This is a genomic window from Candidatus Tectomicrobia bacterium, assembly GCA_016192135.1.
Taxonomy (GTDB): Bacteria; UBA8248; UBA8248; order UBA8248; family UBA8248; genus 2-12-FULL-69-37.
The window spans coordinates 33911-57693 of the sequence record JACPUR010000004.1 but is presented as its reverse complement, the minus strand read 5'-3'; the positions used below and the strand labels follow the sequence as shown (position 1 = coordinate 57693).

At 68.0% G+C, this 23783-nt stretch carries 20 protein-coding genes; 9 read left to right on the top strand and 11 right to left on the bottom strand.

What is annotated here, in order from left to right:
* The first annotated feature begins 3 nt into the window (after window positions 1–3).
* On the top strand, window positions 4–708 hold the full coding sequence (locus tag HYZ11_02770) for a WbqC family protein (GenBank protein ID MBI3126511.1): 705 nt from the start codon (window positions 4–6) through the stop codon (window positions 706–708).
* A gap of 303 nt (window positions 709–1011) precedes the next feature.
* On the opposite strand, the gene HYZ11_02765 is transcribed toward HYZ11_02770, so the two are convergent.
* From HYZ11_02765 to HYZ11_02720, 10 genes are all read right to left on the bottom strand, one after another.
* A complete protein-coding gene (locus tag HYZ11_02765; protein MBI3126510.1) occupies window positions 1012–1758 on the bottom strand; it encodes a class I SAM-dependent methyltransferase in 747 nt (248 codons plus the stop codon).
* 140 nt (window positions 1759–1898) lie between these two features.
* Window positions 1899–3077 (bottom strand): acyl-CoA/acyl-ACP dehydrogenase, encoded by a 1179-nt coding sequence (locus tag HYZ11_02760; GenBank protein MBI3126509.1) that lies wholly within the window; start codon window positions 3075–3077, stop codon window positions 1899–1901.
* Between the two features lie 108 nt (window positions 3078–3185).
* Window positions 3186–5363, bottom strand: coding sequence for a GAF domain-containing protein (locus tag HYZ11_02755; protein MBI3126508.1), 2178 nt, complete (start codon window positions 5361–5363; stop codon window positions 3186–3188).
* Window positions 5364–5558: 195 nt separating this feature from the next.
* Window positions 5559–6695, bottom strand: coding sequence for an LLM class flavin-dependent oxidoreductase (locus HYZ11_02750; protein MBI3126507.1), 1137 nt, complete (start codon window positions 6693–6695; stop codon window positions 5559–5561).
* Between the two features lie 61 nt (window positions 6696–6756).
* Window positions 6757–7779 carry a TIGR04348 family glycosyltransferase gene (locus HYZ11_02745; GenBank protein ID MBI3126506.1) on the bottom strand — a complete coding sequence of 341 codons (1023 nt, stop codon included), beginning with the start codon at window positions 7777–7779 and terminating at the stop codon, window positions 6757–6759.
* Window positions 7780–7872: 93 nt separating this feature from the next.
* Window positions 7873–9162, bottom strand: coding sequence for an ergothioneine biosynthesis protein EgtB (egtB, locus tag HYZ11_02740; GenBank protein MBI3126505.1), 1290 nt, complete (start codon window positions 9160–9162; stop codon window positions 7873–7875).
* A 25-nt stretch (window positions 9163–9187) separates the two neighbouring features.
* Complete coding sequence (egtD, locus tag HYZ11_02735; GenBank protein ID MBI3126504.1) at window positions 9188–10153, bottom strand: L-histidine N(alpha)-methyltransferase; 966 nt, start codon at window positions 10151–10153, stop codon at window positions 9188–9190.
* A gap of 78 nt (window positions 10154–10231) precedes the next feature.
* Window positions 10232–11713 carry an ABC transporter permease subunit gene (locus HYZ11_02730; protein ID MBI3126503.1) on the bottom strand — a complete coding sequence of 494 codons (1482 nt, stop codon included), beginning with the start codon at window positions 11711–11713 and terminating at the stop codon, window positions 10232–10234.
* Window positions 11714–11730: 17 nt separating this feature from the next.
* Window positions 11731–12489: an ABC transporter ATP-binding protein gene (locus HYZ11_02725; protein ID MBI3126502.1), complete on the bottom strand. Its 759-nt coding sequence runs from the start codon at window positions 12487–12489 to the stop codon at window positions 11731–11733.
* A gap of 104 nt (window positions 12490–12593) precedes the next feature.
* Complete coding sequence (locus tag HYZ11_02720; GenBank protein ID MBI3126501.1) at window positions 12594–13790, bottom strand: acyl-CoA/acyl-ACP dehydrogenase; 1197 nt, start codon at window positions 13788–13790, stop codon at window positions 12594–12596.
* A gap of 338 nt (window positions 13791–14128) precedes the next feature.
* Between HYZ11_02720 and HYZ11_02715 the strand changes: the two genes are divergently transcribed.
* From HYZ11_02715 to HYZ11_02705, 3 genes are read left to right on the top strand one after another with little or no spacing between them, the layout of a single operon-like run.
* Window positions 14129–14914 (top strand): ABC transporter ATP-binding protein, encoded by a 786-nt coding sequence (locus HYZ11_02715; protein MBI3126500.1) that lies wholly within the window; start codon window positions 14129–14131, stop codon window positions 14912–14914.
* Window positions 14878–15690, top strand: coding sequence for an ABC transporter permease (locus HYZ11_02710; GenBank protein ID MBI3126499.1), 813 nt, complete (start codon window positions 14878–14880; stop codon window positions 15688–15690). Before HYZ11_02715 ends, HYZ11_02710 begins: the two co-directional genes overlap by 37 nt.
* Before the next feature lie 20 nt (window positions 15691–15710).
* Complete coding sequence (locus tag HYZ11_02705) at window positions 15711–16469, top strand: ABC transporter permease (GenBank protein MBI3126498.1); 759 nt, start codon at window positions 15711–15713, stop codon at window positions 16467–16469.
* Window positions 16470–16497: 28 nt separating this feature from the next.
* Here the strand turns inward: HYZ11_02705 and HYZ11_02700 are convergent, their stop codons facing one another.
* Window positions 16498–17532, bottom strand: a complete 1035-nt coding sequence (locus tag HYZ11_02700) for a PhnD/SsuA/transferrin family substrate-binding protein (GenBank protein MBI3126497.1) — start codon at window positions 17530–17532, stop codon at window positions 16498–16500.
* A 183-nt stretch (window positions 17533–17715) separates the two neighbouring features.
* On the opposite strand from HYZ11_02700, the gene HYZ11_02695 reads away from it, so the two are divergent.
* From HYZ11_02695 to HYZ11_02675, 5 genes are all read left to right on the top strand, one after another.
* Window positions 17716–19437, top strand: coding sequence for a thiamine pyrophosphate-requiring protein (locus HYZ11_02695; GenBank protein MBI3126496.1), 1722 nt, complete (start codon window positions 17716–17718; stop codon window positions 19435–19437).
* 271 nt (window positions 19438–19708) lie between these two features.
* Entirely contained in the window at window positions 19709–20488 is a 780-nt protein-coding gene (locus tag HYZ11_02690; protein ID MBI3126495.1) for a GntR family transcriptional regulator, read from the top strand.
* 9 nt (window positions 20489–20497) lie between these two features.
* Entirely contained in the window at window positions 20498–21736 is a 1239-nt protein-coding gene (locus HYZ11_02685) for an aminopeptidase P family protein (GenBank protein MBI3126494.1), read from the top strand.
* Between the two features lie 48 nt (window positions 21737–21784).
* A complete protein-coding gene (locus HYZ11_02680; GenBank protein MBI3126493.1) occupies window positions 21785–22558 on the top strand; it encodes a cyclase family protein in 774 nt (257 codons plus the stop codon).
* Window positions 22559–22638: 80 nt separating this feature from the next.
* Window positions 22639–23775, top strand: coding sequence for an NrtA/SsuA/CpmA family ABC transporter substrate-binding protein (locus HYZ11_02675; GenBank protein ID MBI3126492.1), 1137 nt, complete (start codon window positions 22639–22641; stop codon window positions 23773–23775).
* Window positions 23776–23783: the final 8 nt, after the last annotated feature.

Genomic DNA, 23783 nt, shown 5'->3' with positions numbered 1-23783 from the left:
CCCATGATGGTCGCCATCCACCAGCCGGCCTACCTGCCCTGGCTGGGCTACTTCCACAAGATCCTCCAGGCCGACCTCTTCGTCCTCCTGGACACGGTCCAGATGGAGAAGAACGGCTTCGTGAACCGCAACCGCGTCTGGACCCCCCAGGGCGTCCAGTGGCTCACCGTGCCCGTCCTGATGAAGGGCCACACCCACAGCAGCCTCCAGGAGATGCGCATCAACCCGGCCGCCTCCTGGAAGTCCAAGCACCTGCGCACCCTCGCCCTCTCCTACGTGAAGCGCCCCCACTACCCCCGCTACGCCGGGGACATCGAGCGCCTCCTCGTCGCCTCCGGCGAGGACTTGACCCCCTTCCTCGCCCGGATGCTCGCCTACTTCCTCGAAGCCCTCGGCCTGAAGGAGAAGCGCGTGGTCCTGGCCTCCACCCTCGCCCCCGAGGGCAAGGCCACTACCCTCCTCCTCGACATCTGCAAGAAGGCGGGCGCCACCTCCTACCTCTCCGGCGTGGCCGGAAGGGACTACCTGGAGCGCAAGCCCTTCGAGGAGGCCGGGATCGAGGTGGTCTTCCAGGACTTCCGCCACCCGCGCTACGACCAGGGCCGCCCCGGCTTCGAGCCCAACCTCGCCCTCGTGGACGCGCTGTTCAACATCGGCGGGGAGGCGGTGCTGGAGCTGCTGAAAGGGGCGGGCGGGGTGGAGGGTTAGGGGGGCGGGCAGCTCCGGTTGATTTCAGGCAGCGGGATCAGGAAAGAGCTATATGAACAACTAGCCTTCCTCTCATACAGCCAGTAAGCTGGCGGGGAGGGCTTGGGGAACGGAGCGCACGATCGTTCGTGAAGTTGCTTTGTAAAATCCAGGCGCAATTTCAAAAAGCTGAAAACGTCCATAGAGTAAATAAATCAGCCTAACGCCTGAATTAAGCCGCGCCGCGAAGCGGCGTCGGCTTGAATGAGTTGTTAGGCATGATTGGATTTTCCCCACTTTCTGAGTCGCCCGGTAATCCCCTCATCACCGCGTCATCAGCGCGAACACGCCCCAGCCCAGGTATTCACGCGTGTAAGCGGCGTAGCGCTCGGGTTCCGAGGTTAGTTTGGCTCGAACATCTTTCGCGAACTCGTCGTCGGGATTGGCTTCAAGCCATCGGCGCATGGTGAGCCACTTGGCCGCCTCGTATCTGTCCCAGCTGTCTTGGTCTGCCAAAACCATTTCCACGACGTCGTAGCCGAGGTGGCCGAAAGACGCGAGAAGTTCTGGAAGCAGGAGAAAGTCGGAGATTGAGCCGGCAAGACACCCCCTGGCAACATCTTCCGTCGGCGGTAACTGCCGCCAGTAGGGCTCGCCGATGAGGATGATCCCTCCGGGGCGGAGGCTCTGCGCCAAAAGCTCGATGGTGCCGACGACTCCCCCAGCGATCCACGTGGCACCGAGACAGGCTGCCACACCGGCCTTCTCGTCAGAGACGAAGCCGGCAGCATCGCCATGGATGAACTTGACTTGATCGGCGACACCGAGTTTTTCAGCGCGGAGTTTCGCTTGCTCGGTGAACAACTGGCTCATGTCGATGCCGGTGCCGATGACTCCGTAATCGCGTGCCCAAGTGCACAGCATCTCCCCCGAACCGCTGCCGAGGTCGAGCACTCGGGTCCCCGTTTCCAGACGCAGCGCCGCGCCGAGAGTGGCGAGCTTTTCGGGTGTGAACGGGTTATGGATGCGGTGAGCACTTTCGGTGATGTTGAAGATCCGTGGAATATCCAATGCAGAAAATCTCCTTACGGGTGTGAATAGATTCGGTCACTGCCTAACGGCAAAGCTCACCGGCGGCAATGGAGCGCAGCGAAATTGCCGTCCGGTGCAGCGATCTCTTGAAGGGCGCGGGCGGGGTGGAGGGATAGGGCCTACTGAAACTCCAGCGTCTTGGCTTCCAATCCCAGCGCGATCTTGCCCACCGTCTCCAGGCACCGGTCGTTGGCGGGGGGCATGACGACGCCCGCCAGGGCGTCCCGCAGGTGGCGCTCGATGGGGAGAGAGCGCGAAAGCCCGCGCCCCCCGCAGAGGCGGATGCCCTGCTCGGCCAGCTCCTTGGCGGCCTCGGTGGCCAGGTACTTGGCCTGGTTCAGGATGAAGGTGAGTTCCTGCTTCCCCAGGTTGCCCCGGAGGGCGCCGAGCTTCTCGGCCGCGCGGCGGGCGTTCTCCAGGAGCATGGACATCTCCCCGATCTGGCGCTGGACGCGCTCCACGTGGGCGAGGGTCTTGTCCATGCCCTGGAACCTGGTCTTCTTCGCGTAGTCCACGCAGAACTCGTAGGCCGCCTCGGCGATGCCGATGTAGACCGCGGTGTAGCCGAGCGACCAGATGCTCATGTCCTTGCCCAGGATGCTGCCGGGCGCCCCGATCACCTCCTCGGGCTCCACCCGCACGTCGTGGAAGTGGATGGAGTTCGAGGCCGTCCCCCGCATGCCGATGGTGTCCCAGTCGTCGAGGATCTCGATGCCCTCGCGGTCCGAGGGCACCATCACGTTCAGCAGGCCGTCCGGGAGGCCGCGGGCCCCGTCCAGCAGGCTCCAGGTGAAGTAGTAGGCGGCGCCCGTCGAGAGGGAGCAGAAGTGCTTCTTGCCGGCGAGGCGGTAGCCCGCGCCGTCCCGGCGGATGGAGGTGCGCACGGCGAACTTGTCCCGGAAGGAGGAGCCCGGCTCGCTCGTGATGGAGGAGAAGATGGCCCCCTTCTCCCGTACCTCGCCGAAGTAGCGCGCCTGCTGCTCGGGGGAGGCGAGCTGCTTCATGAAGTCCACGATGGCGCTGTGCATGTTGAAGGTGAGCCCGGTCGAGGCGCAGCCCCGGGCGATCCGGGAGAGGACGGTGACGTAGGTCAGCGAGTCCGCCCCGATGCCCCCGTGCTCCCGGGGCACCATGAGGGCGAGGAGGCCCGCCTCGGCCAGGTCGCGGTAGTTCTCGAAGGGGAAGCGGCCCTCCCGGTCCACGGCCTCGGCCCGCGGGGCGATCTTCTCGCGGCTCACGCGGTCGGCCAGGTCCACCCACTTCTGGGACCCGGGGGGCAGGACCGACGCGATGGGCATGGGGAAATCTCCTGGACGGGCGCACGAAGGCCTTGCCCGGATCGCCATTATGGCGGGAACGGAGGGCGCCCGTAAACGCGGGGGAGGTGCGCGGATGGGAGCGGGGGTTCAGGCCTTCCCGTTCGAGGGGAGGGGAGCCTTCTCCGCCAGGGGCAGGAGGACGAAGAAGGTGGTGCCCCGGCCGGGGGCGCTCTCGGCCCAGAGCTGCCCGCCGTGGCCCTCGACGATGCCGTGGGAGACGGCCAGGCCGAGGCCGGTCCCCTTGTCCTCGGGCTTCGTCGTGAAGAAGGGGTCGAATATCTTGTCCATCGCTTCCCGGGGAATTCCGACGCCGGTGTCCGCGATCCGGCATTCCCACCCGCCTTCTCCTTCGTCCAGCTTTCGGGAAGCGACGGTGAGCCTCCCGCCCTCGGGCATGGCCTCGATGGCATTCTTGATCAGATTGAAGAAGACCTGCTCCATCTGGTGCTTGTCGCCCATCACGCACGCGGGCGTCCCGGACATCCTTTCATCGAGGGAGATGCTGGCGAGCGCGATCTGGCGCTCGAGGAGCCGGTGGCTCGTGCGGAGGGTTTCGTCGGGATCGAACGGATGGAACTGCGGCTTCTCGTCGCGGGAGAAGCGGCGCAGGTCGTCGCAGATCTTCACGATCCGGCTCACGTTGCGGCAGATGACCTCCGCCGCCTGGCCGAGCGGCGAGCCCTTCTCGCTCTCCTCCCGCAGCCGCTGGGCGTAGAGGCTGATGACGTTCGTCGGGTTGAGTATCTCGTGGGCCGCGCCGGCCGCCAGGGTGCCGATGGAGGAGAGCTTCTCGCTCCGGATGAGCAGCTTCTGGCTCCGCTCCAGCTCCCGGTAGGTGCTTTCGAGCCGGGAGTGGCTCTCGGCGTTCCGGATGGCGATGGAGGCGTACTGGACGAAGGAGAAGATGAGCCGGAGCTCGTTCCCCGTGTACCTCCGCTCCTCCGGGGTGAAGAGGCCGAGCACGCCCACCGTGCGCTCCCCGTCGTGGAGGGGAAGGGCGAGCATGGCGTTCACCCCGCGTTTCCCCGACCAGGCGCCGTTCAGCCAGTGGCCGTCCTCGTCCAGCCGGGGGCAGTGGACCATCTCCCCCCTGCCGACGATCCGGCCGATCAAGCCTTCGCCGATGGGCAGAGGCCGGAAGCCTTCGTCCGGCTGCCCGGGCGTCTCCGCCTTCAGGTGCACCTTGCCGTCCTGCACCATGAAGATGGCGGCGAGGGCGACCTGGAGTATCTCCTTGGCGGCTTGCACGATGTGCCCCAGCACCGCGTCGAGCGCCAGGCTCTCGTTGAGCTTTCCGGCGATGGCGTGGAAGGTGGTGAGCTGCTTCAGGAAGTCCTCGCGCTCCCGGTCCTTCCGGAGCGCGTTGATTCCGTAGGCCAGGTCCTTCGCGTTCTCGTTGAGGATGTCGATTTCCTTTTGGTCGAACGCTCCGGCCTTGCCGGAGTAGACCGCCAGGGCCCCCAGGACGCCTTGGCTGGCGTGCAGCGGGAATGCGATGCAGGATTGGAAGCCGCGCTCCCGGGCCAATGCCTGCCAGGGGAGGAAGCGGGAATCCCGCATGATGTTCTCGAAGTTCGCCGGCTGTCCGGTCCGTATCGCGATGCCCGCCGGCCCCTGGCCCCAAAGCGTATCCGCCCAGGAGAACCGCGCCGACTTGAGGTAATCCGCGCCCTTGCCGTGGCTGGCCATCGGGCGGATGGTCTTCTGCGGGTCGTCCTCGGCGTAGCCCACCCACGCCAGGGGATATTCCCCTTTCTCGACGATGATCCGGCAGATCTCGTCCAGCAGCTCGGCTTCGGCCCGGGCGCGCAGGAGGGCCTGGTTGCAGTCCGAGAGCATCCGGAGCGACCGGGCGGTGCGCTGCAGCCTCTCTTCGGCGTGCTTCCGCTCCCGGATGTCCCAATAGATGGAGAAGCGGGCGATGACGTTGCCGGCCTCGTCCTTGATCGGGGTGAGGCTGATTTCGAGGGGAATCAGGGTGCCGTCCTTCCGCCGCCTCAAGGCCTCGAAGCGGGCGGGCTGCCCCGCGAGCACCCGCGCGATCCTTTCTCGCCGTGATTGGTTCTCCTGTTCCTCGGGGACGAAAAGCTGGCTCGGGGCGGTCCCCATCACTTCCTCGGCCGAATAGCCGAACAGCCGTTCGGCGGCGGGATTCCACAGGATGAATTTGCCCTCGGCGTCCAGGACGCCCAGGGGGTCGGCGCACTCCATGAAAATGCTCTTCAACAAACCGGAGGGGATTTTGTCCAGATCGGTCATGCGCATGGCAATCCCCGGAACGCCTCGATGGCGAGTCCGGCCATTCTCCAGGGAAACAAAATGGGAATGAGACTCTAATTCAAAATATGGAACTTCGAGAGGGAAAGTACAATCGGGAATTACGGAGCCGGGCGGCAAAATTGTGATCTGAATCACAAACCAAAATAAATATTTTGTCTCTGAATGATACGGCGGGCGAAATTAGATTAAGAGTTTTTGTCTGGGGCGCCCGGGCGCCGCCCCGGCCGGTTTCTCCAGCACGACAGGGTCGGTGTCCTTCAGGAGAGGCATGACCTCGCGCCCAAAGATCTCGGCCTCCTCGATGTGGGGCCAGCCCGAGAGGATGAAGGTTTCGACCCCCGCCCGGACGTACTCCTTCAGCGCCTTGGCGATCATGTCCGGCGTGCCTACCAAGGAGGCGCCCGCCCCGGCTCGGACGGTGTTCACCCCCATCCAGAGGGTGTCGGTCACCCAGAGCGAGCCGCCGCGCTGGGCCAGGTCATTCACCCGCTTCTGCCCCGTGCTCTCGGTGCGGTTCCGCATGTCGGCCCAGACGCCCGTGTTGGAGATGTCGCTCCCCTCGATCATGGCCTCGGCCGCCCGGCGGGCCTCCTCGCGCGTCTCCCGGCAGACGGTGTGGATGCGGATGCCGAAGCGGATGTCCTTCTCCCGCCCGAACTCGGCCGCCCGCCGCTTCATGTCGGCGGCGTCCTGGGCGATGGTCTCCAGGTCCACCGCGTACATCATGTGGACGTCGGCGTGCCGGGCCCCGACGCGGCGGCCGGCCTCGGAGCTCCCGCCCAGGTAGATGGCCGGGTGGGGGCGGGAGACCTGCGGAGGGAAAAAGGAGGCGTCCCGGATGTCGTAGTGGATGCCCTGGAAGGTGACGGGGCCCTCGTTGCGCCACAGGGCCTTCACGATCTGCAGGAACTCGTCCGTGCGCTCGTAGCGCTCGTCGTGGCGGAGGTGGTCGCCGTAGCGCATCTGGTCGAGCGGCGTGGAGCCGGTGACCACGTTCACCGTCACGCGGCCGCCCGTCATGGCGTCCAAGCTGTTGGCGGTCTGGGCGGCGAAGACCGGGCTCGTCAGCCCGGGCCGGAAGGCCACGCAGAACTTGATGCACTCGGTGTGCTCCGCCACGGCCGCGGCCACGAGCCAGGCGTCCAGGCAGTGGGTGCCGGTCGGGACGAGGAGGTTCACGAACCCCGCGCGCTCGGCCGCCCGGGCCACCTCGGAGAGATAGGCGACGGTGGGCGGGCGCTCGGGTTCTTTGGTGTTGATCTTCCGGCCGTCGCCGTTCTTGGCCGAGGGGAGGAACCAGGCGTACTCGGTGGGCATTCGGATATCTCCCGCACCCTTGACGCCGAGGCGCATGGCGTTGTCGGTTCAGCCATTTAGATTATGGGCGGGGCTTCTCCAGCGCAAGTACCTTCGGGGACGAGGTGCCCCCTCGGGCCGCTTTGGCCCGGTCCGGGAAAACCTCCCCGAGAAGCTCCTCCCAGCACCGCCGCTCCCTGGCCGGTTCCACGAGCGGCTTGAGCCGGATGCACCGCTCGCGCAGGTCCCGGTAAAAGGGGGCGTCGGTTTCCGCGCGCTCCAGCATCGAGGCGAGGGCCCCGGTGTCTTCCAGGGGGAAATACCCGGGGTAGTCCCTTCCCAGGATGCCGACCGAGCCCGGGATGCGGGAGGCGAGGGTGGGCACCGAGCAGGCGATCGCCTCGCAGAGGGCGTTGGCCCCGCCTTCCATCTTCGAGCTGAGCACGTGGAGCCGCGAGCCGGCCAGGATTTGGAGAACCTTCCAGTGGGGCAAGTCCCCCATCCACTTGTAGCGGGGGTTGGAGGCGGCCTCCTCGCGCGCCTCGGCCTCCATCTCCGGGGTGAGGGCGGCGCCCAGGTGCAGGATGCGGATCCGGGAGCCCGGCCCGAGCAGCCGGGCCGCCCGCGCGGCGCGGAAGGGATCCTTCACCGGGCGCAGATGGCCGAGCACGCAGACCCTGAAGCCGTCCGGGGAAGGCCGGGGGAGGCGGGGAGGGAGGCTCACGGACTGGACGATCACGCGGACCTTTGGGCGCAGGCGCCCGGGAAGCTCCTCGGCGCCCAGGCCGTGCAGGACGATGATCCAGTCCGCCATCTCCAGGGACTCCTGGGCCTCGCGGTGAACGTGGATGTCCCCGTGCAAATCGGTCCCGGTCAGGGTGAGGACGAGCGGCGCATCCGGGCGGGATTCCCGGTAGCGGCGCATGGATGGATGGCTCCGCTGGGCGTGGAGGGCCACCATGAGGTCGCAGTGGCCCCCCGTGTACTCCTCCTGGATCGAGACCCGGTGGCCCAGCTCCCGCAGGATGTGCGCCCAGCGCGCCGCCGTGACGCGGTTCCCCCGGCGCGAGAAGCGGGGAGCGGGTGTGATGAGGGCGATGTCCATGATGAACGCTGTCCCCATGCGGGCAAGAGATTCGGCGGAGGCGGCTTCTGAGAGGCAACATGCACCCGGCGCTTCGCCCGCCTCCTCCCCCTATCAGGGGGCGCAGGTGCGGAAGCCGGCGAAGACGTCGCGCCGGTCGGGGGTGAAGTAGTTGCGGTAGTTGGCGCGGATGAGCCGCGAGCGCGTGGCCCAGCAGCCCCCCCGCAGGACCTTCCGGGTGCGGAACCAGGGCTCGGAGTACTCCTTGTAGGGGTCGGGCGTGAAGCCCGGGAAGGGGAGAAAATCGCTGCTCGTCCATTCCCAGGCGTTGCCGAGCATCTGGCGGCAGCCGAAGGCGCTGTCCCCGGCGGGATGGGCGCCCACCTCGGCGCAGCCCATCCCCCGCCAGTCGAGCCGGGCCCGCTCCGGCGCGGGGGGTTCGTCCCCCCAGGGATAGCGGCGCTTGCGCGCGGAGAAGCCCCCGCCGGGGGCCGGCTCCCCCGTGGCCGCGAGCTCCCACTCCGCCTCGGTCGGAAGCCTCCGCCCGGCCCAGCGGCAGTAGGCCTCCGCCTCGTGCCAGCAGACGTGGATCACGGGGCGGTGGGGCTCGAGGGGCACCCACCGGTCGAAGTCCCGCCGCTGCCAGCCGCCCCCGGCGGCCCGCCGCCAGTAGACGGGATGGAAGGCCCCCTGCCTCCCCCGCCAGTCCCACCCGGCCTCGCTCCAGAGCTCCCGCCGCCGGTAGCCGCCGTCTTCCGCGAACCGGGCGAACTCCGCCTGGGTGACGGGCGCCTTGGCGATCGCGAAGGGGGCCACGACGACGGGATGGGCCCACTTCTCGTTGTCGAAGACGAAGGGCTCGTCCGGCGGGGAGCCCAGGAGATACGTCCCGCCGGGGACGCGAGCGTCGCCCGGGTGAGGGCCGCCGCCCGCGCCGTCCTCTCCCGCGGCGGGCACCGGGGGGGCGGGATAGCCCAATGTCTGGCGCATGTAGGTGAAGGCCTCGGCGTGCATGTCCTCGTGATGGAGGGAGTATAGGACGTGGTAGAGCTCCGCCGGCGAGGCGTCTCCCTCCTCGATGCGGCGGATCACGCGGTCCCGCACGTCCCGCATGTAGGCGTAGGTCTCCTCCCGCGTGGGAAGGGGGAGGTCCCACCGCACATCGTGGGGGATGGCCATGGAGTCATAGAGGGAGTCGGCGTCTGCGCGCAGGGAAGGGCGCCCGCCCGCGTGGCGGAGCACCCACTTCTCCTGGAACCAGGCCATGTGCCCGATTTCCCACAGGAGCGGGTTGGTGATGGGAAGATGCGGCCCCAGCATCTCCCCGTCGCCCAGGTCGGAGACCAGGGCGACGGTCCGCTCGCGGGCGTCCCGCGTCCATTCGGCTAGGGTTTGGAGCGGCATCATGTTCAGGCCCCCGCGGCTGGCGTCAAGCCTCTGCGGCTTCCAGGTATTGAAGGCTGAACAGGCGGCGGGAATCGGTCCACACCTTGCGCACGGCCATCCCGCCCTGGGCGGCGAGCGCGGCGAAGTCCTCCCGGGTGTACTTGTGGCAGTTCTCGGTGTGGATGCTCTCGCCTTCCGCGAGCCGGATCGCCGCCCCGCCGACGCGCACCTCGTGGGAGGCCAAGGCGACCAGGTGCATCTCGATGCGGCTCTCCGCTGGGTTGAAGCGCGCCTCGTGCCGGAAGAGCGCGGGCCGGAAGTCCGCCCCCAGCTCCCGGTTGAGGACCGAGAGGATGTTCAGGTTGAAGGCGGCGGTCACGCCCTTGCGGTCGTTGTAGGCGGCTTCCAGTGCGCGCGCGTCCTTCAAGAGGTCCACCCCGATGAGGAGGCCGCCTCCCGCCCCGCAGGTGTGGGCCACCCTGCGGAAGAACTGAACAGCCTCCTTTCGGGAAAAATTCCCGATGGTGGAGCCGGGGAAGAAGCCCGCGCGGCGCACGGGCCGGCCGTTCAGCGCCGGCAGCCCGAACGGGAGGGTGAAATCCGCGCAGATCGGGTGGACGGGCAGGCCCGGGAGGCGCTCCTCCACCTCGCGGACGGCCCGATCCAGGTGGTGGAGGGAGATGTCCACCGGCAGGTAGGCCGCCGGGCGTTCCATCCGATCGAGCAGGAGCAGGGCCTTGCGGGCGCTCGAGCTGCCGTACTCGATGAGGGCGCAGCCGGGCCCCAGCGCCCGGGCCATCTCCTCCGCGCTCCGCTCGAGGATCGCCATCTCGGTGCGGGTGAGGTAGTACTCCTCGAGCCCGCAGATCTCCTCGAAGAGCCGGGAGCCGCGCTCGTCGTAGAAATACTTGCAGGGCAGCGTCTTCTGCGGTTTCCGCAGGCCGGCGAGGGCCTCCTGAAGCACGACTCCGCTCCCGGAGCCCACCGCCGCGCGGGTAGGCTCGTCCATTTGATGGTTCATGTCATCGAATGTCCTTGCAGAAAACAGGCTCCCTCGACGATCCCGCCGCCTCGCCCGGCGGGCGAGTCAAGATTGTACCTTGAGACGGAGCCCGGGAGAAACCAGGGCCCGCTCGGCGATTTCGAAGAGCCCCTGGACGAGCAGGGCCAGCAGGGCGGCCGGGACCGCGCCCTCCAGGATGAGCCGCGTGTCGGCCAGGCGGATGCCGGTCAGGATGGGCTGGCCGTAGCCTCCCGCCCCGATGAGGGCGCCCAGGGTGGCCGTGCCGACGTTGATCACGGCCGACGTCTTGATCCCCGCGAGGATGGCGCTCGACGCGAGCGGCAGCTCGACGAGCCGGAGCCTCGCCCCCGGCGGCAGGCCCAGGGCCTCGGACGACTCCCGCACCTCGACCGGGATGCCGTTCAGGCCGGCGCTGGTGTTCCGCACGATGGGGAGCAGGCTGTACAGGAAAAGCGCCACCACCGCCGGAGGGCCCCCGATGCCCAGGAGCGGGATCATGAAGACCAGCAGGGCGAGGGACGGGATGGTCTGGATGATGCCCACCACGGCCAGGATCACCTGGCCGGCGGCGGCGTTCTTGGCGGCGAGGATGCCCAGAGGCAGCGCCGCCGCGATGGCGGCTCCGAGGGAGAGGCCCACGAGGGCAAGGTGCTCCTCGGTGTGGCGCAGGAAGCGGCGCCACGCCGTCTCGGCCTCGACCCGGCTTCGGACGCCCAGCTTCTCCGCCAGGAACCGGCTGGCCACGATCTCCTCCGGGACGCGGTCGACCTTGGCGAGGGCGTTCATGCGGATCATGTCCTCCGTGGCGATCCTGCCCTCGACGGAGAGCAGGGCGCGCGCCGCGGCCGGGGCGCGCCTCTCCAGATCGGCGCGGTAGAGCAGCACGGCCCGGTAGGCCGGGAAGTGCTCCAGGTCGTCCTCGAGCACCCGCAGGTTGTGCTGGAGGATCTCGGCGTCGGTCGAGTAGAGATCGGTCGCCTCGATCTGGCCCGCCTCGAGGGCCCGGTAGGCCAGGTCGTGGTCCAGCCCCCGCACCGCCGCGTGGGGCAGCCGGTAGCGCTCGCGCAGGCTGGGCCAGCCGTCCTTGCGGTCCATGAACTCGTTGGTGAGGAAGAGCCGCAGCCCGGGGTGCGCCCGCAGGTCGGAGATGGCCCGGATGCCCAGGCGCGCCGCCGCCTCCTCCTTCATGCCGATGGCGTAGGTGTTGTTGAAGCCGAGGGAGCGGCTCATGCGGATGCCCATTCCCTCCAGGGCGGCGCGCATTCGGTCCTCGGCCTCCAGGCCCCGGCCCGCGAGGAGCTCGTAGGCGATCGTCCCCGTGTACTCGGGGTAGGCGTCGATCTCCCCGGAGAGGAGCGCGTTCCAGAGCACGCGCGTGCCGCCCAGCTCCTTGCGGTGCGTGGGCGAGTCCCCGGCGTGGCGGACGAGCTGGGCGGCGATCTCGCCCAGGATGACCGATTCGGTGAACTTCTTGGAGCCGACGCGGACGGCGGCCCCTCCCGCCGGGGCCGCGCAGGCGAGCAGCCACGCGGCGAGGAGGCCCACCGCGGGGAGACGGGCCTTCACGCGGCGCCCCCGGCCGGGCGCAGGCTCTCGAGCGGGCTCCGCTGGGCGTTGATGAACTGCGTGACGAAGGGATCGGCCGGGCGCAGCACCAGGTCCTCCAGCGTCCCGGCCTGGACGATGGCGCCCTCCCGCATCAGGAAGATGAGGTCGGCGAGGAAGCCCGCCTCCCCGATGTCGTGGGTCACGATGACCACCGTCTTCCCCAGCTCCGCGAAGATTTCCTTCAGGTCATTCTGCAGGTCGGAGCGGATGAGGGGGTCGAGCGCCCCGAAGGGCTCGTCGAGGAGGAGGATGCGCGGGTCGAGCATGAGGGCCCGCATCAGGCTCACGCGCTGGCGCTGTCCCCCCGAGACCTGGGCGGGGTAGCGGTCCAGCCCGGCGGGGGGGAACTTGGTGAGCCCGACCAGCTCCTCCAGGCGCCCCGCCGTCCGCTCCTTGGGCCAGCCGAGGTACTTGGCCATGAAGACGATGTTCTCGCGGACGGTCAGGTGCGGGAACAGGCCGCCGCTCTGGATGACGTAGCCCATCTTGCGGCGCGCTTCGAGGACGTTCCCGGGGTGGACGGGGACCCCCTCGAAGCGGATCTCGCCCCCGTCCGGCCGGACGAGGCCGATCATCAGGCGGAGCAGGGTGCTCTTGCCGCAGCCGCTTGGGCCGATGAGGGCGGTGGTCCGGCCGGCGGGGATCTCGAAGGTGGCCGGCTGGAGCGCCGCGAGGCCGCCGAAGCGCTTGGAGACGCTGCGAAGCTCCAGCAAAGGGGCGGCCTCCGGGCGGGAGGGCGGGGACGCGCGCATTCTACTCCATCCCGGCCGGGCCGGGGAGGCCCGACCGGGATGGAGGGTGGAGCCCGGCGGCGGGACTAGAACGTGGAGATGGAGCCCTGGGCGTAGGCGCTCGCCGTGCGCAGGCGCAGCACCTGGTTGGTCCCGTCGGAGTGCAGGAAGGTGCTCGCGTCGCGCAGCAGCTTCTCCATGGGGGCCTCCTGCATGATGCCCGCCCCGCCGAAGATCTCCATGCCCCAGCGGGCGCAGTTGAAGGCGGCTTCGGAGGCGTAGATCTTGGCCTTCCAGCCCAGGGTGAAGTCGTAGGGCTTCTGGTGGTTCACCGCCCAGGCGCACCGCCAGACGAAGGTGCGGGCCATGTCGAGGCTGATGGCCATGTCCGCCAGCATGGTGGCCACGGCCTGGTGCTCCACGATGGGCTTGCCCCCCTGGACGCGCTCCCGGGCGTGGGCGAGGGCCTTCTCGAAGGCGGCCCGCCCCACGCCGACGCAGTTGGCCGCCGCCTCGGGCTTGCCGCAGGCGAGGAGCCGCCCCCGGATTTCCCAGAACTTCCCCACGCCGAGGATGACGTTCTCGTCGTCCACCTCGACGCCGTTGAAGAGAAGTTCGGAGTTCATCGAGAGCCGCTGGCCGATTTTTTCGTGGACCTTGCCGATGCCGAAGCCGGGCGTCTCGCGCGGCACGAGGAAGCCCGTGAGGCCGTCGCGCAGCTTCTTCGACATGTCCGTCCGGGCGCCGACCACGTAGAGGGAGGCGACGGGCCCGTTGCTGATGTAGTGCTTCATCCCGTTGATGGCCCATCTGCCGTTCCGGCGCTCGGCGCGGGTGTAGAGGGCGATGGAGGGGTCGTCGTAGTAGCCCTGGTGGTCGCTCCCGACCCCGGGCTCGGTGATGGAGATGGCGGTCAGGAAGCGGGGCTCCGCGCACAGCCGGCGCAGCCAGGTGTCCTTGAGCCGGGGGGCCATGTGGTCGAGGATGTGGGCGAGCTTCCAGGTCTGATCCAGGTTGACCGCCATCCCCAGGTCGCCGACGGCCAGCTCCTCCCCGGCCAGGCAGCAGGTGAGGACGTCGGCGCCTCCCCCGCCGTACTCCTCGGGGTAGGGGAGCTGGCGGAGGCCCACGGCGCTGGCCTTTTCCACGAGGGCCCAGGGCATCCGCTTCTCCCAATTGGTCTCGCGGTCCAGCTCGGCGGCGACGGGCTCGATCTCGCGCTTGGCGAAATCCCGCGCCAGCGCCTGGACAGCCTTCTGTGCTTCGGTCAGGACGAATTCCATGGGCGGATCTTCCTCCGGGATGTGCGATCCGGGCCGAAATACGGGATGGAGCAGTTCCAGATAGCGAGACGCTTGCCGGCCCTTGCAGATGACTTGTAGAGGAAGCCGGCCCTTCCGTAAAGGCGCGCGGGCGGTTCAGGAAATGCGCATCGTTAAGTCCCCTGCGCCGTTTACGGGCCAACCGTCTCGTGCTATGGGTGGGGGCGCATTCGGCCCAATTCAGGTTTCCTGCGTCCCGGGCGGCCCTTCGCCCGCGGGTGAGCGCCCGCCGCCGAGCGGCCCTGCCCGCCGCGGAGCGGCCCTGCCCGCCGCGGAGCGGCCCTGGAGGTGTCATCCGGATGAGCGAGCCTCGGGTCAAGATCCGGGCCACGGGCGTCTCAAAGACCTATATTTCCCCGAGCGGGGAGTCCGTCCTGGCGCTCGACGGGGTGGACCTCGAGGTGCGGGAGAACGAGTTCCTCTCCATCGTCGGTCCCAGCGGCTGCGGCAAGAGCACCTTCCTCTACCTCGTGGCCGGGGTGCTCGATATCTCCGGCGGCGGGATTCATAAGGACGAGACGCCCATCCGGGGGCCCGGGCCCGACCGGGGCCTGGTGTTCCAGCACTTCGCCCTCTTTCCCTGGCGCACCGTGATAGGGAATATCTGCTACGGGCTGGAGGAGCAGGGGGTCTCCCGGCCGGAGCGGGCCGAGCGGGCGCGCGAGCTCATCGGCCGGGTGGGCCTCAAGGGCTTCGAGAACGTCTATCCCAACCAGCTCTCGGGCGGGATGAAGCAGCGGGTGGCCCTCGCCCGGACCCTGGCCTACGACCCGGAGGTCCTGCTGATGGACGAGCCCTTTGGCGCCCTCGACGCCCAAACGCGGCTGCTGATGCAGGAGGAGCTGCTTGACCTCTGGAGCGAGAAGAAGAAGACGGTCATCTTCATCACCCACGATGTGCGCGAGGCTGTCTATCTCTCCGACCGCGTGGCGGTGATGACGGCTCGGCCGGGCCGCATCAAGAAGATCGTGCAAACGCGGCCGCCCGGCTCCGCGGCGGGCCGCGACCACGTCGAGACCCAGGAGTTCGTCGAGAAGGTGAACGAGATATGGTCGCTGGTGCGGGACGAAGTGGTCATCTCCTAGGCGAGCGGCGCAGCCCGGCCCGGGCGCTCTTCCTGGGGAAGTATTCGCCCCTCATCTACATGGTCGCGGCCTGGGAGCTGGCCACCGCGACGGGTTTCATCCCGGAGATGCTGCTCCCGCGCTTCTCCGATGTGATCGTGGCCTGGGTGCGGATGATGATCTCGGGCGAGCTGCTCGAGCACGCGCTCTCGTCCCTCTGGCGGGAGGCGGCGGGCTTCTCCTCGAGCGTGGCGTTCGGGATCACGACGGGCATCGCGATGGCGCGCTTCCGGGTGCTGCGCGACCTCTTCGAGCCGCTCCTGCGGCTGCTGTTCCCCCTGCCCAAGTCCGCCCTGATCCCCATCCTCATCGTGTGGCTGGGAATCGGCCACCTCTCGAAGATCGCCGTGATCTTCCTCGGCTGCATCCTCCCCGTGATCGTCAGCTCGTTCAACGGGGCACGGGGGGTGGACCGCCACCTCATCTGGTCGGCCCTCATCATGGGGACGGGGAGGCGGAAGCTCCTGTGGCGGGTGATCATCCCGGGCGCCCTGCCGGACATCCTGAGCGGAACGAGGCTGGCCTTGGCGGTCTCCTTCGTCCTCCTGGTGGGCTCGGAGATGCTGGCGGGGAACACCGGCCTGGGGTTCCTCACGTATTTCCTGAGCGAGGCGGGGGATCTGGCGGGCATGTTCGCCGCCATCTTCACGCTGACGCTGCTCGGCTTCCTGGCCGACCGGCTCTACCTCCGCGTCATGCGGCGGATCCTCATTTGGCAGCAGGAGGGCCAAGGGTAGCGGCCCCCGGAGGGAGCGCGATGGTCCGCGCGCGGCGGTTCGGCTCGGTGCTATTTTTTCTCCTGGTGTGGGAAGCGGCCAGCCAGTCGGGGCTGGTGCCCGAATTCTTCCTTCCCTCCTGGAGCGCCATTGCCCGGCAGGCGTGGGTGGACACCGCCTCGGGCCAGCTCCCCATGGACATCGCGCTCTCCATGTTCCGCGCCCTGGCGGGCCTTTCGATGGCCGTGCTGGTGGGGGTGCCCCTGGGCGCGGCGATGGGGAGGGTGAGGGCGGTGCGCTGGTTCCTCGACCCCCTCGTCTCGATCTGGCTGCCGGCGCCCAAGGTCACCTTCTTCCCCCTGTTCGTCATCTGGTTCGGCTTCGGCAGCGCGTCGAAGATCGCCCTCATCTTCGTGGCCTGCATGTTCCCGCTCATCAACATGACGTATCTCGGGACAGTCAACATCGACCGCTACCTCGTCTGGTCGGCGCGGAACATGGGCACGGGGGAGCGGAAGATTCTCTGGAAGGTCGTGCTCCCGGCGGCGCTGCCCCAGGTCTTCAACGGCCTTCAGATCGCGTTTCCCGTCTCGCTCATCGTGACGTCGGTGACGGAGATGCTGGGCGGGGGAGGGGGCGTCGGGGCTTCGATGATGGAGAGCGCGCGCTTCGCGCTGATGCCCCGCGTCTTCGTCTACCTGATCGTGCTGGCCGTCGTCGGGGCCCTCTCGATGAGCCTCATGGCCCGGCTGAGGCGGGCGCTCCTGCAGTGGCACGAGGAGGCGCAGGCGGGCCGCTAGGGCCCGCCCGCGCCTTCCCCCGCCCGGATCAGTTCTTGCCGGCCATGACGCGCCGGCGGGCTTCCGCGGCGATGGACGGGTCGGCGAACTTGGAGATGTCGAGCCGCTCCTTGAGGTAGCCCATCTGGTGCATCACGTCGAGGTTGCCCTGGAGGACCTTGATGTCGACCTGGGCGTAGGGGTCGCGGTAGGAGTCCTTGTCCTTCGTCAGCGCCCAATGATAGGCCGCGGGGGGGCGCTTGGTGAACTTGGAGGCGATGTTCAGCGCCTCGTCGCGGTTCGCCGGATCCAGGAACCAGCGCCAAGCGCGGACGTAGTCTTCGGCCATGTCCTGGACGGCGGCCCGGTTCTTCGCCAGGAAGTCGCCGCGGACGGCGTGCATCAGGGCCTGGATCTTCCCCATGGCCTCATCGGCGCCGAAGACCTTCCGGACCTTGGAGGAGATCTTGGGGTCGTAGATGAAGGGAGTGGTGATGGCCGCGATGTCCACCTTCCCCTGGCTCAGCATGGCGAACATGTTGGGGAAGTTGACCTCGACGGGGGTGTAGTCCTTGTTCGCCTCCAGGCCGGCCTTCTTGAGCGCGATCCGGGCCGCGACGTCAAGCGCCGTGCCGAAGGCGGGGACGGCGATCCGTTTCCCCTTGACGTCCTTGATGGTCTTGATGGGGGAATCCTTCATCACGGACCAGTAGGAAGTGAAGTGCCCAGGCTCGCCGTAGGAGAGGATGTCCAGGATGAGCTTGAGGTCGAGCTTGGCGTTCGCGACGGCGGCCGCGAAGCTGGAGTAGGCGGTCCAGGCGATGTCGAGCTCCTTCGCGGCCAGCATCGGGATCTGCGCCGAGGTGTTGGCCACGTAGATGAGCTGCACCTCGTAGGTCTTCCCGTAGTTCCTCAGGATCTCCTTCTTCTGGAAGAGGAGCGGGGTCAGGTGGGCGGGCGGGATGCCGTGGGCCATCCGGATCTTGACCGGCGCGGCCTGAGCCTCCCGAAGCGGGGCCGCCGGGGACAGGACGGCGAGGATGAAGCCGAGGATGATGAGGCTCGCTACGGCGCGGCCTTTCATGAGGTTTCCTCCAGCCGGAAGAAGGACTTGGCGATGACCCGATGGAGCGCTCCATCCGAAGCCGCCGCCGCTTGCCTTTCAGTGGAGAATGAGACAAAAGCATCTTAGCATCCCGCAATTCTCATGCTCAAGTTTCCGGGCCCCGGTTTCGTTTCGCGGCTTTATCCCCTGGGAGGAAGCTCTGTGGAAAAGAAGAAAGTCGCCGTGGAGACCACGGCCGAAGCCTATCTGACCCTTCTGGCCGAGCGCGGCGTGGACTACTTCTTCGGCAACGGCGGGACGGACTTCCCCTCCATCATCGAGGCGCTGGCCAAGCTGCGGGCCGAGAAGCGCCCCTCGCCGATTCCCATCCTGGCCCCGCACGAGATGACGGCGGTCAGCATGGCGCACGGCTACGCCATGGTGACGGGCCGGCCCCAGCTCGTGATGGTCCACGTCTCGGTCGGCACGGCGAACTCCGTCCTGGGCATCATCAACGCCAACCGGCTCCACGTCCCCATGCTGTTCACGGCGGGCCGCACCCCGATCACCGAGAGCGGCCTGCGCGGGAGCCGCAACGTCTACATTCATTGGGCGCAGGAGGCCTACGACCAGGCGGCCATGGTGCGGGAATTCGTGAAGTGGGACTACGAGCTGCGCAACTTCGAGCAGCTCGAGACGGTGGTGGACCGCGCCCTGGGCATCGCCTCCTCCCATCCCCAGGGGCCGGTGTACCTGACTCTCCCGCGCGAGGTGCTCGCCCAGCCGCAGAAGGAGTTCTCCTTCTGGGCCAAGCCGCGAACCACGCGGCCGCCCCGCCTCGGCCCCGAGCCCGAGGCCATCGCCCAGGCGGCGGAGATGATCGCGGGGGCGCGCCATCCCATCCTCCACGTGGGGGCCATGGGCCACGACCCCTGTTCGGTCAAGGAGCTCGTGGCGCTGGCCGAGCTGGGCGCCTTCCCGGTGGTCGAGGATCGCTTCCGCGAGTTCGTGAACTTCCCCTCGAACCATCCCCTCCACCAGGGCTATTCGCTGTGGGAGCATTTCAAGGAGGCGGACGTCATCCTCACCATCGAGTCGAGCGTCCCCTGGATTCCCTCCCAGGTGCAGCCCCGGCCCGAGACGAGGTTCATCCAGCTCGGCGTGGACCCCAACTTCTCCGGCTATCCCATCCGGGGCTTCCCGGCCGACCTCTCCATCCAGTCCGAGCCGGCCGCGGCCCTGGCCGCCCTGCGCGAGGCCCTGAGGCCCAAGCTGGCGGGCCGGGAGAAGGCCCTTGCCCAGCGGCGCGAGGCCCTCGAGAAGTCCCACAAGGCGATGCGCGCGGGGTGGAAGGAGGAGGCCGAAAAGGCCTCGGGCAAGAAGCCCATCGACTACACGTGGCTCTCCCGGTGCATCGCGGACGTGCTGGGCGAGGACGACATCCTGGTGAACGAGTACGACATGGTCGGCACCCAGCTCACCCGCACCAAGCCCGGCACCTACTTCGATCACCCGCCCGCGGCCGGGCTGGGCTGGGGGATGGGGGCGGCGCTCGGCGCCAAGCTCGCGGCCAAGGACCGCACGGTCATCGCGACCGTGGGCGACGGCTCCTACATCTTCAGCAACCCGGCCGCCTGCCACTGGGCCGCGAACGCCCACAAGCTCCCCTTCCTGGCCGTCGTGTTCAACAACCGCACCTGGGGCTCGGTGAAGCGCAACGCCCGCGCCCTGCACCCGGACGGCTGGGCCGCGGGGCAGAACGATTTCGCGTTCACCTCGCTCGAGCCCTCGCCGGACTTCGAGAAGATCTGCCAGGCGAACGGGGGCTACGGCGAGAAGGTCGAGGACCCGGGCCATATCCCCTCCGCCCTCCAGCGGGCCCTCAAGGCCGTGCGGGAGGAGGGCCGCCAGGCCCTCCTGAACGTGATCTGCGAGAAGCCCTGAGACGGGGGCGGCCCCGGGATTTGAGAAAAAGAAGGCCCCCCGCGCGGCCGCGGACCCCCTTTTTGGACTGGAGAAAGGCCGCCGGGAGCCCTCACCCGTCTCTCCTGGGAGACGGGAGGGAGAGTCCTGTCCAAAAAGTTCGCCGACAAGGCGATCCGGCACTCAGGTTTGGGGTTGCCATAAATGTGATATGTGATTAAATATCGAGCATCGGTCACAATCGGTCACAAGAAGCCGCCCGCCTTCGTCTGCCCGGGGAGCGGAAGCCGCCATGGAACGAGCGCTGGGCGAGGTGCCTGTCTACAAGACGAAGAAGGACATGGCCTATGAGCGGCTGCGCGCGGAGATCGTCACCGGCGCCCTCCATCCCGGCGAGCGCCTGATCCTGCGCGAGGTGGCCGCCCGGCTGGGGACGAGCCTCCTTCCGGTGCGGGAGGCCATCCAGCGCCTGGAGGGGGAGGGGTTCGTCATCTCGTCCCCGCACGTGGGGGCGCGCATCGTGTTCCCGGACCTCGACCGGATCACCGAAACCCTCACCATCCGGGCCTGCCTCGAATCGCTGGCCCTGCGCCTCTCGGCTCCCCTGACGACGGAGCCGGACTTCGCGGCGCTCGATCGCATCCTCCGGGACACGGAATCGGCCTGCGCGCGCGGCGAGACGGCGGAGATCAACCGCCTGAACCGGATGTTCCACCTCCGCCTCTTCGATCCCTGCCCCCTGCCCCGCCTGAAGAAGATGATCCTCGACCTCTGGGACGAGTCCTCGATGAGCAGCAACCTGCTCTACTTCTTCGATCCCGCGCGGGCCGGGCAGAACCTCATGGAGCACCGCCAGCTCGTGGAGCGCCTGCGGGCGGGCGAAATCGACCGGGCGGAGCGGATACTCGTCATCCAGCGGGAGAACGCGGAGCGCTCGCTCCGGGGGCAGTTCAAGCCCGAGACGTGGAGCGGCCAGGATTGGGCCAGGCTTTTCCCCGTCAACGAGGACGAAGCGGCGGCCGAGCCGGATGCCGCGGGCATGCGGCGGGAGGCGGCGCCAGGACTTCAATAGGGGGTTCCCATGTACCTGAACGTGGATCGCGCGCGGGGCCTGATGAAGGACTTCGGGATCGACGCCATCGTGGCGAGCACGCCCGAGAACGTCACTTACGTGGCCGGCACGGTGAGCTGGTCGCTCAAGGTGTACGCCTACTCGGTGCACATGTTCGCCGTCTTCCCGCAGGACCCGAACCGGCCGCCGTCCCTGGTCGTCCCCGGGCAGGAGGTCACCTACGTCTCGATGCAGCAATCCTGGATCAAGGACCTCTATACCTTCGGCGACCGGAGCGCGCTCATCCAGCCGCCGGGCTCGAAGCCCCAGACCCCCGAGGAGGAGACCTACCTCGGGATGTACAACAACGACGCGCGCCGCTCGAAGAACGCGGGCGCCGCGCTGGGGCTGGCCCTGCGCGAGCGGGGGCTGGACAAGGGCACCATCGCCCTGGACGAGGAGCGCGTGATGCCGGGCGTCCGCAAGCAGATCCAGGACGCCCTGCCCAACGCGACCATCGTCAACGGCGCGGACCTCTTCCGGCTCATCCGCATGGTGAAGACGCCGGACGAGCTCAAGGCCATGCGGGCGGCGGCCGAGGTGAACGAGCTCGCCTGCATCGCCGCCTCGAAGGCGGTCGTGCCCGGGATGACCGAGAACGAGGTGGCCTCGGTGTTCCGCGCCGAGGTGGGCCGGCTGGGCGGGATGTGGCAGTGGTTCCACTTCTGCTCGGGGCGGCGCGCGACGGGCATCTTTCCCCCCACGGACAAGAAGCTCGCCAAGGGCGAGATGTGGAAGTTCGACGCGGGCGTCGTGAAGGGGAACTACCAGGGCGACACGGGCTGGGGCGGGGTGGTGGGCGAGCCCACGAAGGAACAGGCCAGCCTGTGGAAAGCCACCGTCCAGGGCTTCGACGCGGCGATGGCCGAGGTGAAGGCGGGCGTGCTGGGCTCCAGGATCTACCGCACCATGCTGGAGGCCACCCGCGCGGCGCTCCCCGGCCACAACGGCAACTTCGCGGGCCACGCCATCGGCTTGGAGCAGCGAGAGGTACCCTACATCCTGGCCGACCCGACGCCGATCAATAGCAAGTTCCTCCCGACTTCGAGCGACTTCCCGCTCGAGGAGGGGACGACGCTCTGCCTCGAGAACCCGACCCAGGTATTCGGTTTCGGGGGCACCCAGATCGAGAAGACGGTGGTGGTCACCCGCAACGGCTGGGAGCCCATCTATCCCCAGGAGCGGAAGCTCTGGGTATCGCCGGCGTAGCTCCGGAGGGCTGATTTCCGGAATTCATCGGAAGAGGACGGCAATCCCATGTGCGCGACGCGATTCATCGACCTGAGCACCCCGATGGCCAACGGCGCGAACGAGCCCAGGCCCCCGGACATCTACTACATGGATCATAAGGAGTTCGGCGCCAAGACGGCGGCCGGCTGGGGCATCAAGCCCGAGGAGCTGCACGACGGGGTGGGCAGCCAGGCCGAATTCATCAAGGTCTCGACCCACTCCGCCACCCATATGGACGCTCCCCTGCACTACGGCCCCACCGTGGCGGGGAAGCCCGCCCGGGCCATCGACCAGGTGCCGCTCGAATGGTGCTTCGCCGACGGGGTGGTGCTCGACCTGCGCCACAAGAAGACGGGCGACTACATCACCGTCCAGGACATCGAGGCCTGCCTCAAGAAAATCGGCTACAAGATCAAGGCGGGGGACATCGTCCTCCTCTGGACGGGGACCGACGAGAAGCGCTCGGACCCCAACTACCCCGAGCTGCACCCGGGCATGAGCATCGAGGCGACGGAGTACCTGCTCGACCGAGGGGTGAGGATCATCGGCATCGACGCCTTCGGCTACGACCGGCCGTTCAGCTTCCAGATACCGGAGTTCAAGGCGGGGAACCGCCGGGCCCTCATGCCCTGCCACCACATCCTGGGGCGCCAGCGCGAGTACCTGCAGATCGAGCAGATGTCCAACCTCGGGATGATCCCCAGGCCGCACGGCTTCAAGGTCGCCTGCTTCCCGATCAACGTCGAGCGGGCCTCGGGCGCCTGGGTGCGGCCGGTCGCCATCGTGGAGGACAGGAAATGAGTTTTCCGTCCCGGGCGGATTGGGACGGACGCGGATTTGGAGCGGTTACGCGCCTGGAGGCGCAACAAGGAGGGTCGGCCATGAAGTCCGCGAGGGTTTGGCTGGGAGCGCTGCTGTGCCTGTTGCTGGCGGGGGCGGGGGCGGGGGCGCCGCCCGCCATGGCGGCCAAGAAGCTGACGACGGTCAAGGTGACCCTGGCGAACCCCATCTTCAATCCCGGCTTGGCCTTCCTCTGGATAGGCTCGTTCATGGGCTGGTACGAGGAGGAAGGGGTGGACGCCCAGTTCGTCGCGGCGCAGGGCGAGGGCCAGTCGCTCGGCTGGGCGGTAGCCGGACGGACGGACATCGCCGTGCCCCGGCCCTTCCCCATCCTGTTCCGGGCCGCCCGGGGCGAGGACGTGGGGGTCACCGGGGTGTATGTGCTCAATAACCAGCCGATCTATGAAGGGGTCGCCGTCCCGCCGAACAGCCCCATCAAATCCGTCTGCGACCTCAAAGGGAAGAAGGTGGGCATCCTGGCCCCCAACGACGCAGGCATCGCCTTCCTCGCCCGCGCCCTCAAGGACTGCGGCCTGAAGGCCTCGGACGTGACCTTCCTGCCCACGGGGGTGGCGGACAAGTCCGCCGCGGCCATGAGGCTGGGCCGGGTGGACGCCTGGGCCTCGGTGGACGTGCAGTACTCCCTGGCCAAGGCCCGGGGCTTCGAGTTCCGCATCATCCCCTACGGGAAGTTCCTCGACGATCTGTTTGGGAACACCATCTGGGTCAACCAGAAGTTCCTGAAGGAGAACCGGCAGGCGGTGATCGGCTACCTGCGGGGGATGGCGAAGGGGAGCATCTTCTTCTACACGAACCTCGACGCGGCGCTCGACATGCACTGGGTGCTCTACCCCGAGTCCATGCCCAAGGGGATGACGAAGGAGCAGGCGAACAAGCTCTTCCGGCAGGTCCTCGAGTCGCGCGCGCCGAAGCTGCGGAAGGACAAGAACGCGAAGCATTTCGGCGAGTTCTCCGAGAAGAAGTGGGCCGCCTATATTCAATTCCTCGGCCTCCAGAAGGAGCTTCCCCCCGAGAAGGTGAAGGCCATCTGGACCAACGATCTCATCGCCGAGGTGAACAACTTCGACCCCAAGGAGATCGAGAACCAGGCCCGGAATTTCAATTTCCAGGAGACGCTCAAGAAGTACCAGGCGCGGATGGCCGCGCGGGGCAGGTAGCGCGGGGA

Excerpts from the sequence above, each read along its gene's own strand:
- HYZ11_02755 (MBI3126508.1), bottom strand. The coding sequence starts at position 5,363 with ATGCGCATGACCGATCTGGACAAAATCCCCTCCGGTTTGTTGAAGAGC.
- HYZ11_02745 (MBI3126506.1), bottom strand. The coding sequence starts at position 7,779 with ATGGACATCGCCCTCATCACACCCGCTCCCCGCTTCTCGCGCCGGGGG.
- HYZ11_02710 (MBI3126499.1), top strand. The coding sequence starts at position 14,878 with ATGGTCGCTGGTGCGGGACGAAGTGGTCATCTCCTAGGCGAGCGGCGC.
- HYZ11_02690 (MBI3126495.1), top strand. The coding sequence starts at position 19,709 with ATGGAACGAGCGCTGGGCGAGGTGCCTGTCTACAAGACGAAGAAGGAC.
- HYZ11_02770 (MBI3126511.1), top strand. The coding sequence starts at position 4 with ATGATGGTCGCCATCCACCAGCCGGCCTACCTGCCCTGGCTGGGCTAC.
- HYZ11_02675 (MBI3126492.1), top strand. The coding sequence starts at position 22,639 with ATGAAGTCCGCGAGGGTTTGGCTGGGAGCGCTGCTGTGCCTGTTGCTG.
- HYZ11_02750 (MBI3126507.1), bottom strand. The coding sequence starts at position 6,695 with ATGCCCACCGAGTACGCCTGGTTCCTCCCCTCGGCCAAGAACGGCGAC.
- HYZ11_02700 (MBI3126497.1), bottom strand. The coding sequence starts at position 17,532 with ATGAAAGGCCGCGCCGTAGCGAGCCTCATCATCCTCGGCTTCATCCTC.
- HYZ11_02685 (MBI3126494.1), top strand. The coding sequence starts at position 20,498 with ATGTACCTGAACGTGGATCGCGCGCGGGGCCTGATGAAGGACTTCGGG.
- HYZ11_02705 (MBI3126498.1), top strand. The coding sequence starts at position 15,711 with ATGGTCCGCGCGCGGCGGTTCGGCTCGGTGCTATTTTTTCTCCTGGTG.
- egtB (MBI3126505.1), bottom strand. The coding sequence starts at position 9,162 with ATGCCGCTCCAAACCCTAGCCGAATGGACGCGGGACGCCCGCGAGCGG.
- HYZ11_02715 (MBI3126500.1), top strand. The coding sequence starts at position 14,129 with ATGAGCGAGCCTCGGGTCAAGATCCGGGCCACGGGCGTCTCAAAGACC.
- egtD (MBI3126504.1), bottom strand. The coding sequence starts at position 10,153 with ATGGACGAGCCTACCCGCGCGGCGGTGGGCTCCGGGAGCGGAGTCGTG.
- HYZ11_02760 (MBI3126509.1), bottom strand. The coding sequence starts at position 3,077 with ATGCCCATCGCGTCGGTCCTGCCCCCCGGGTCCCAGAAGTGGGTGGAC.
- HYZ11_02720 (MBI3126501.1), bottom strand. The coding sequence starts at position 13,790 with ATGGAATTCGTCCTGACCGAAGCACAGAAGGCTGTCCAGGCGCTGGCG.
- HYZ11_02680 (MBI3126493.1), top strand. The coding sequence starts at position 21,785 with ATGTGCGCGACGCGATTCATCGACCTGAGCACCCCGATGGCCAACGGC.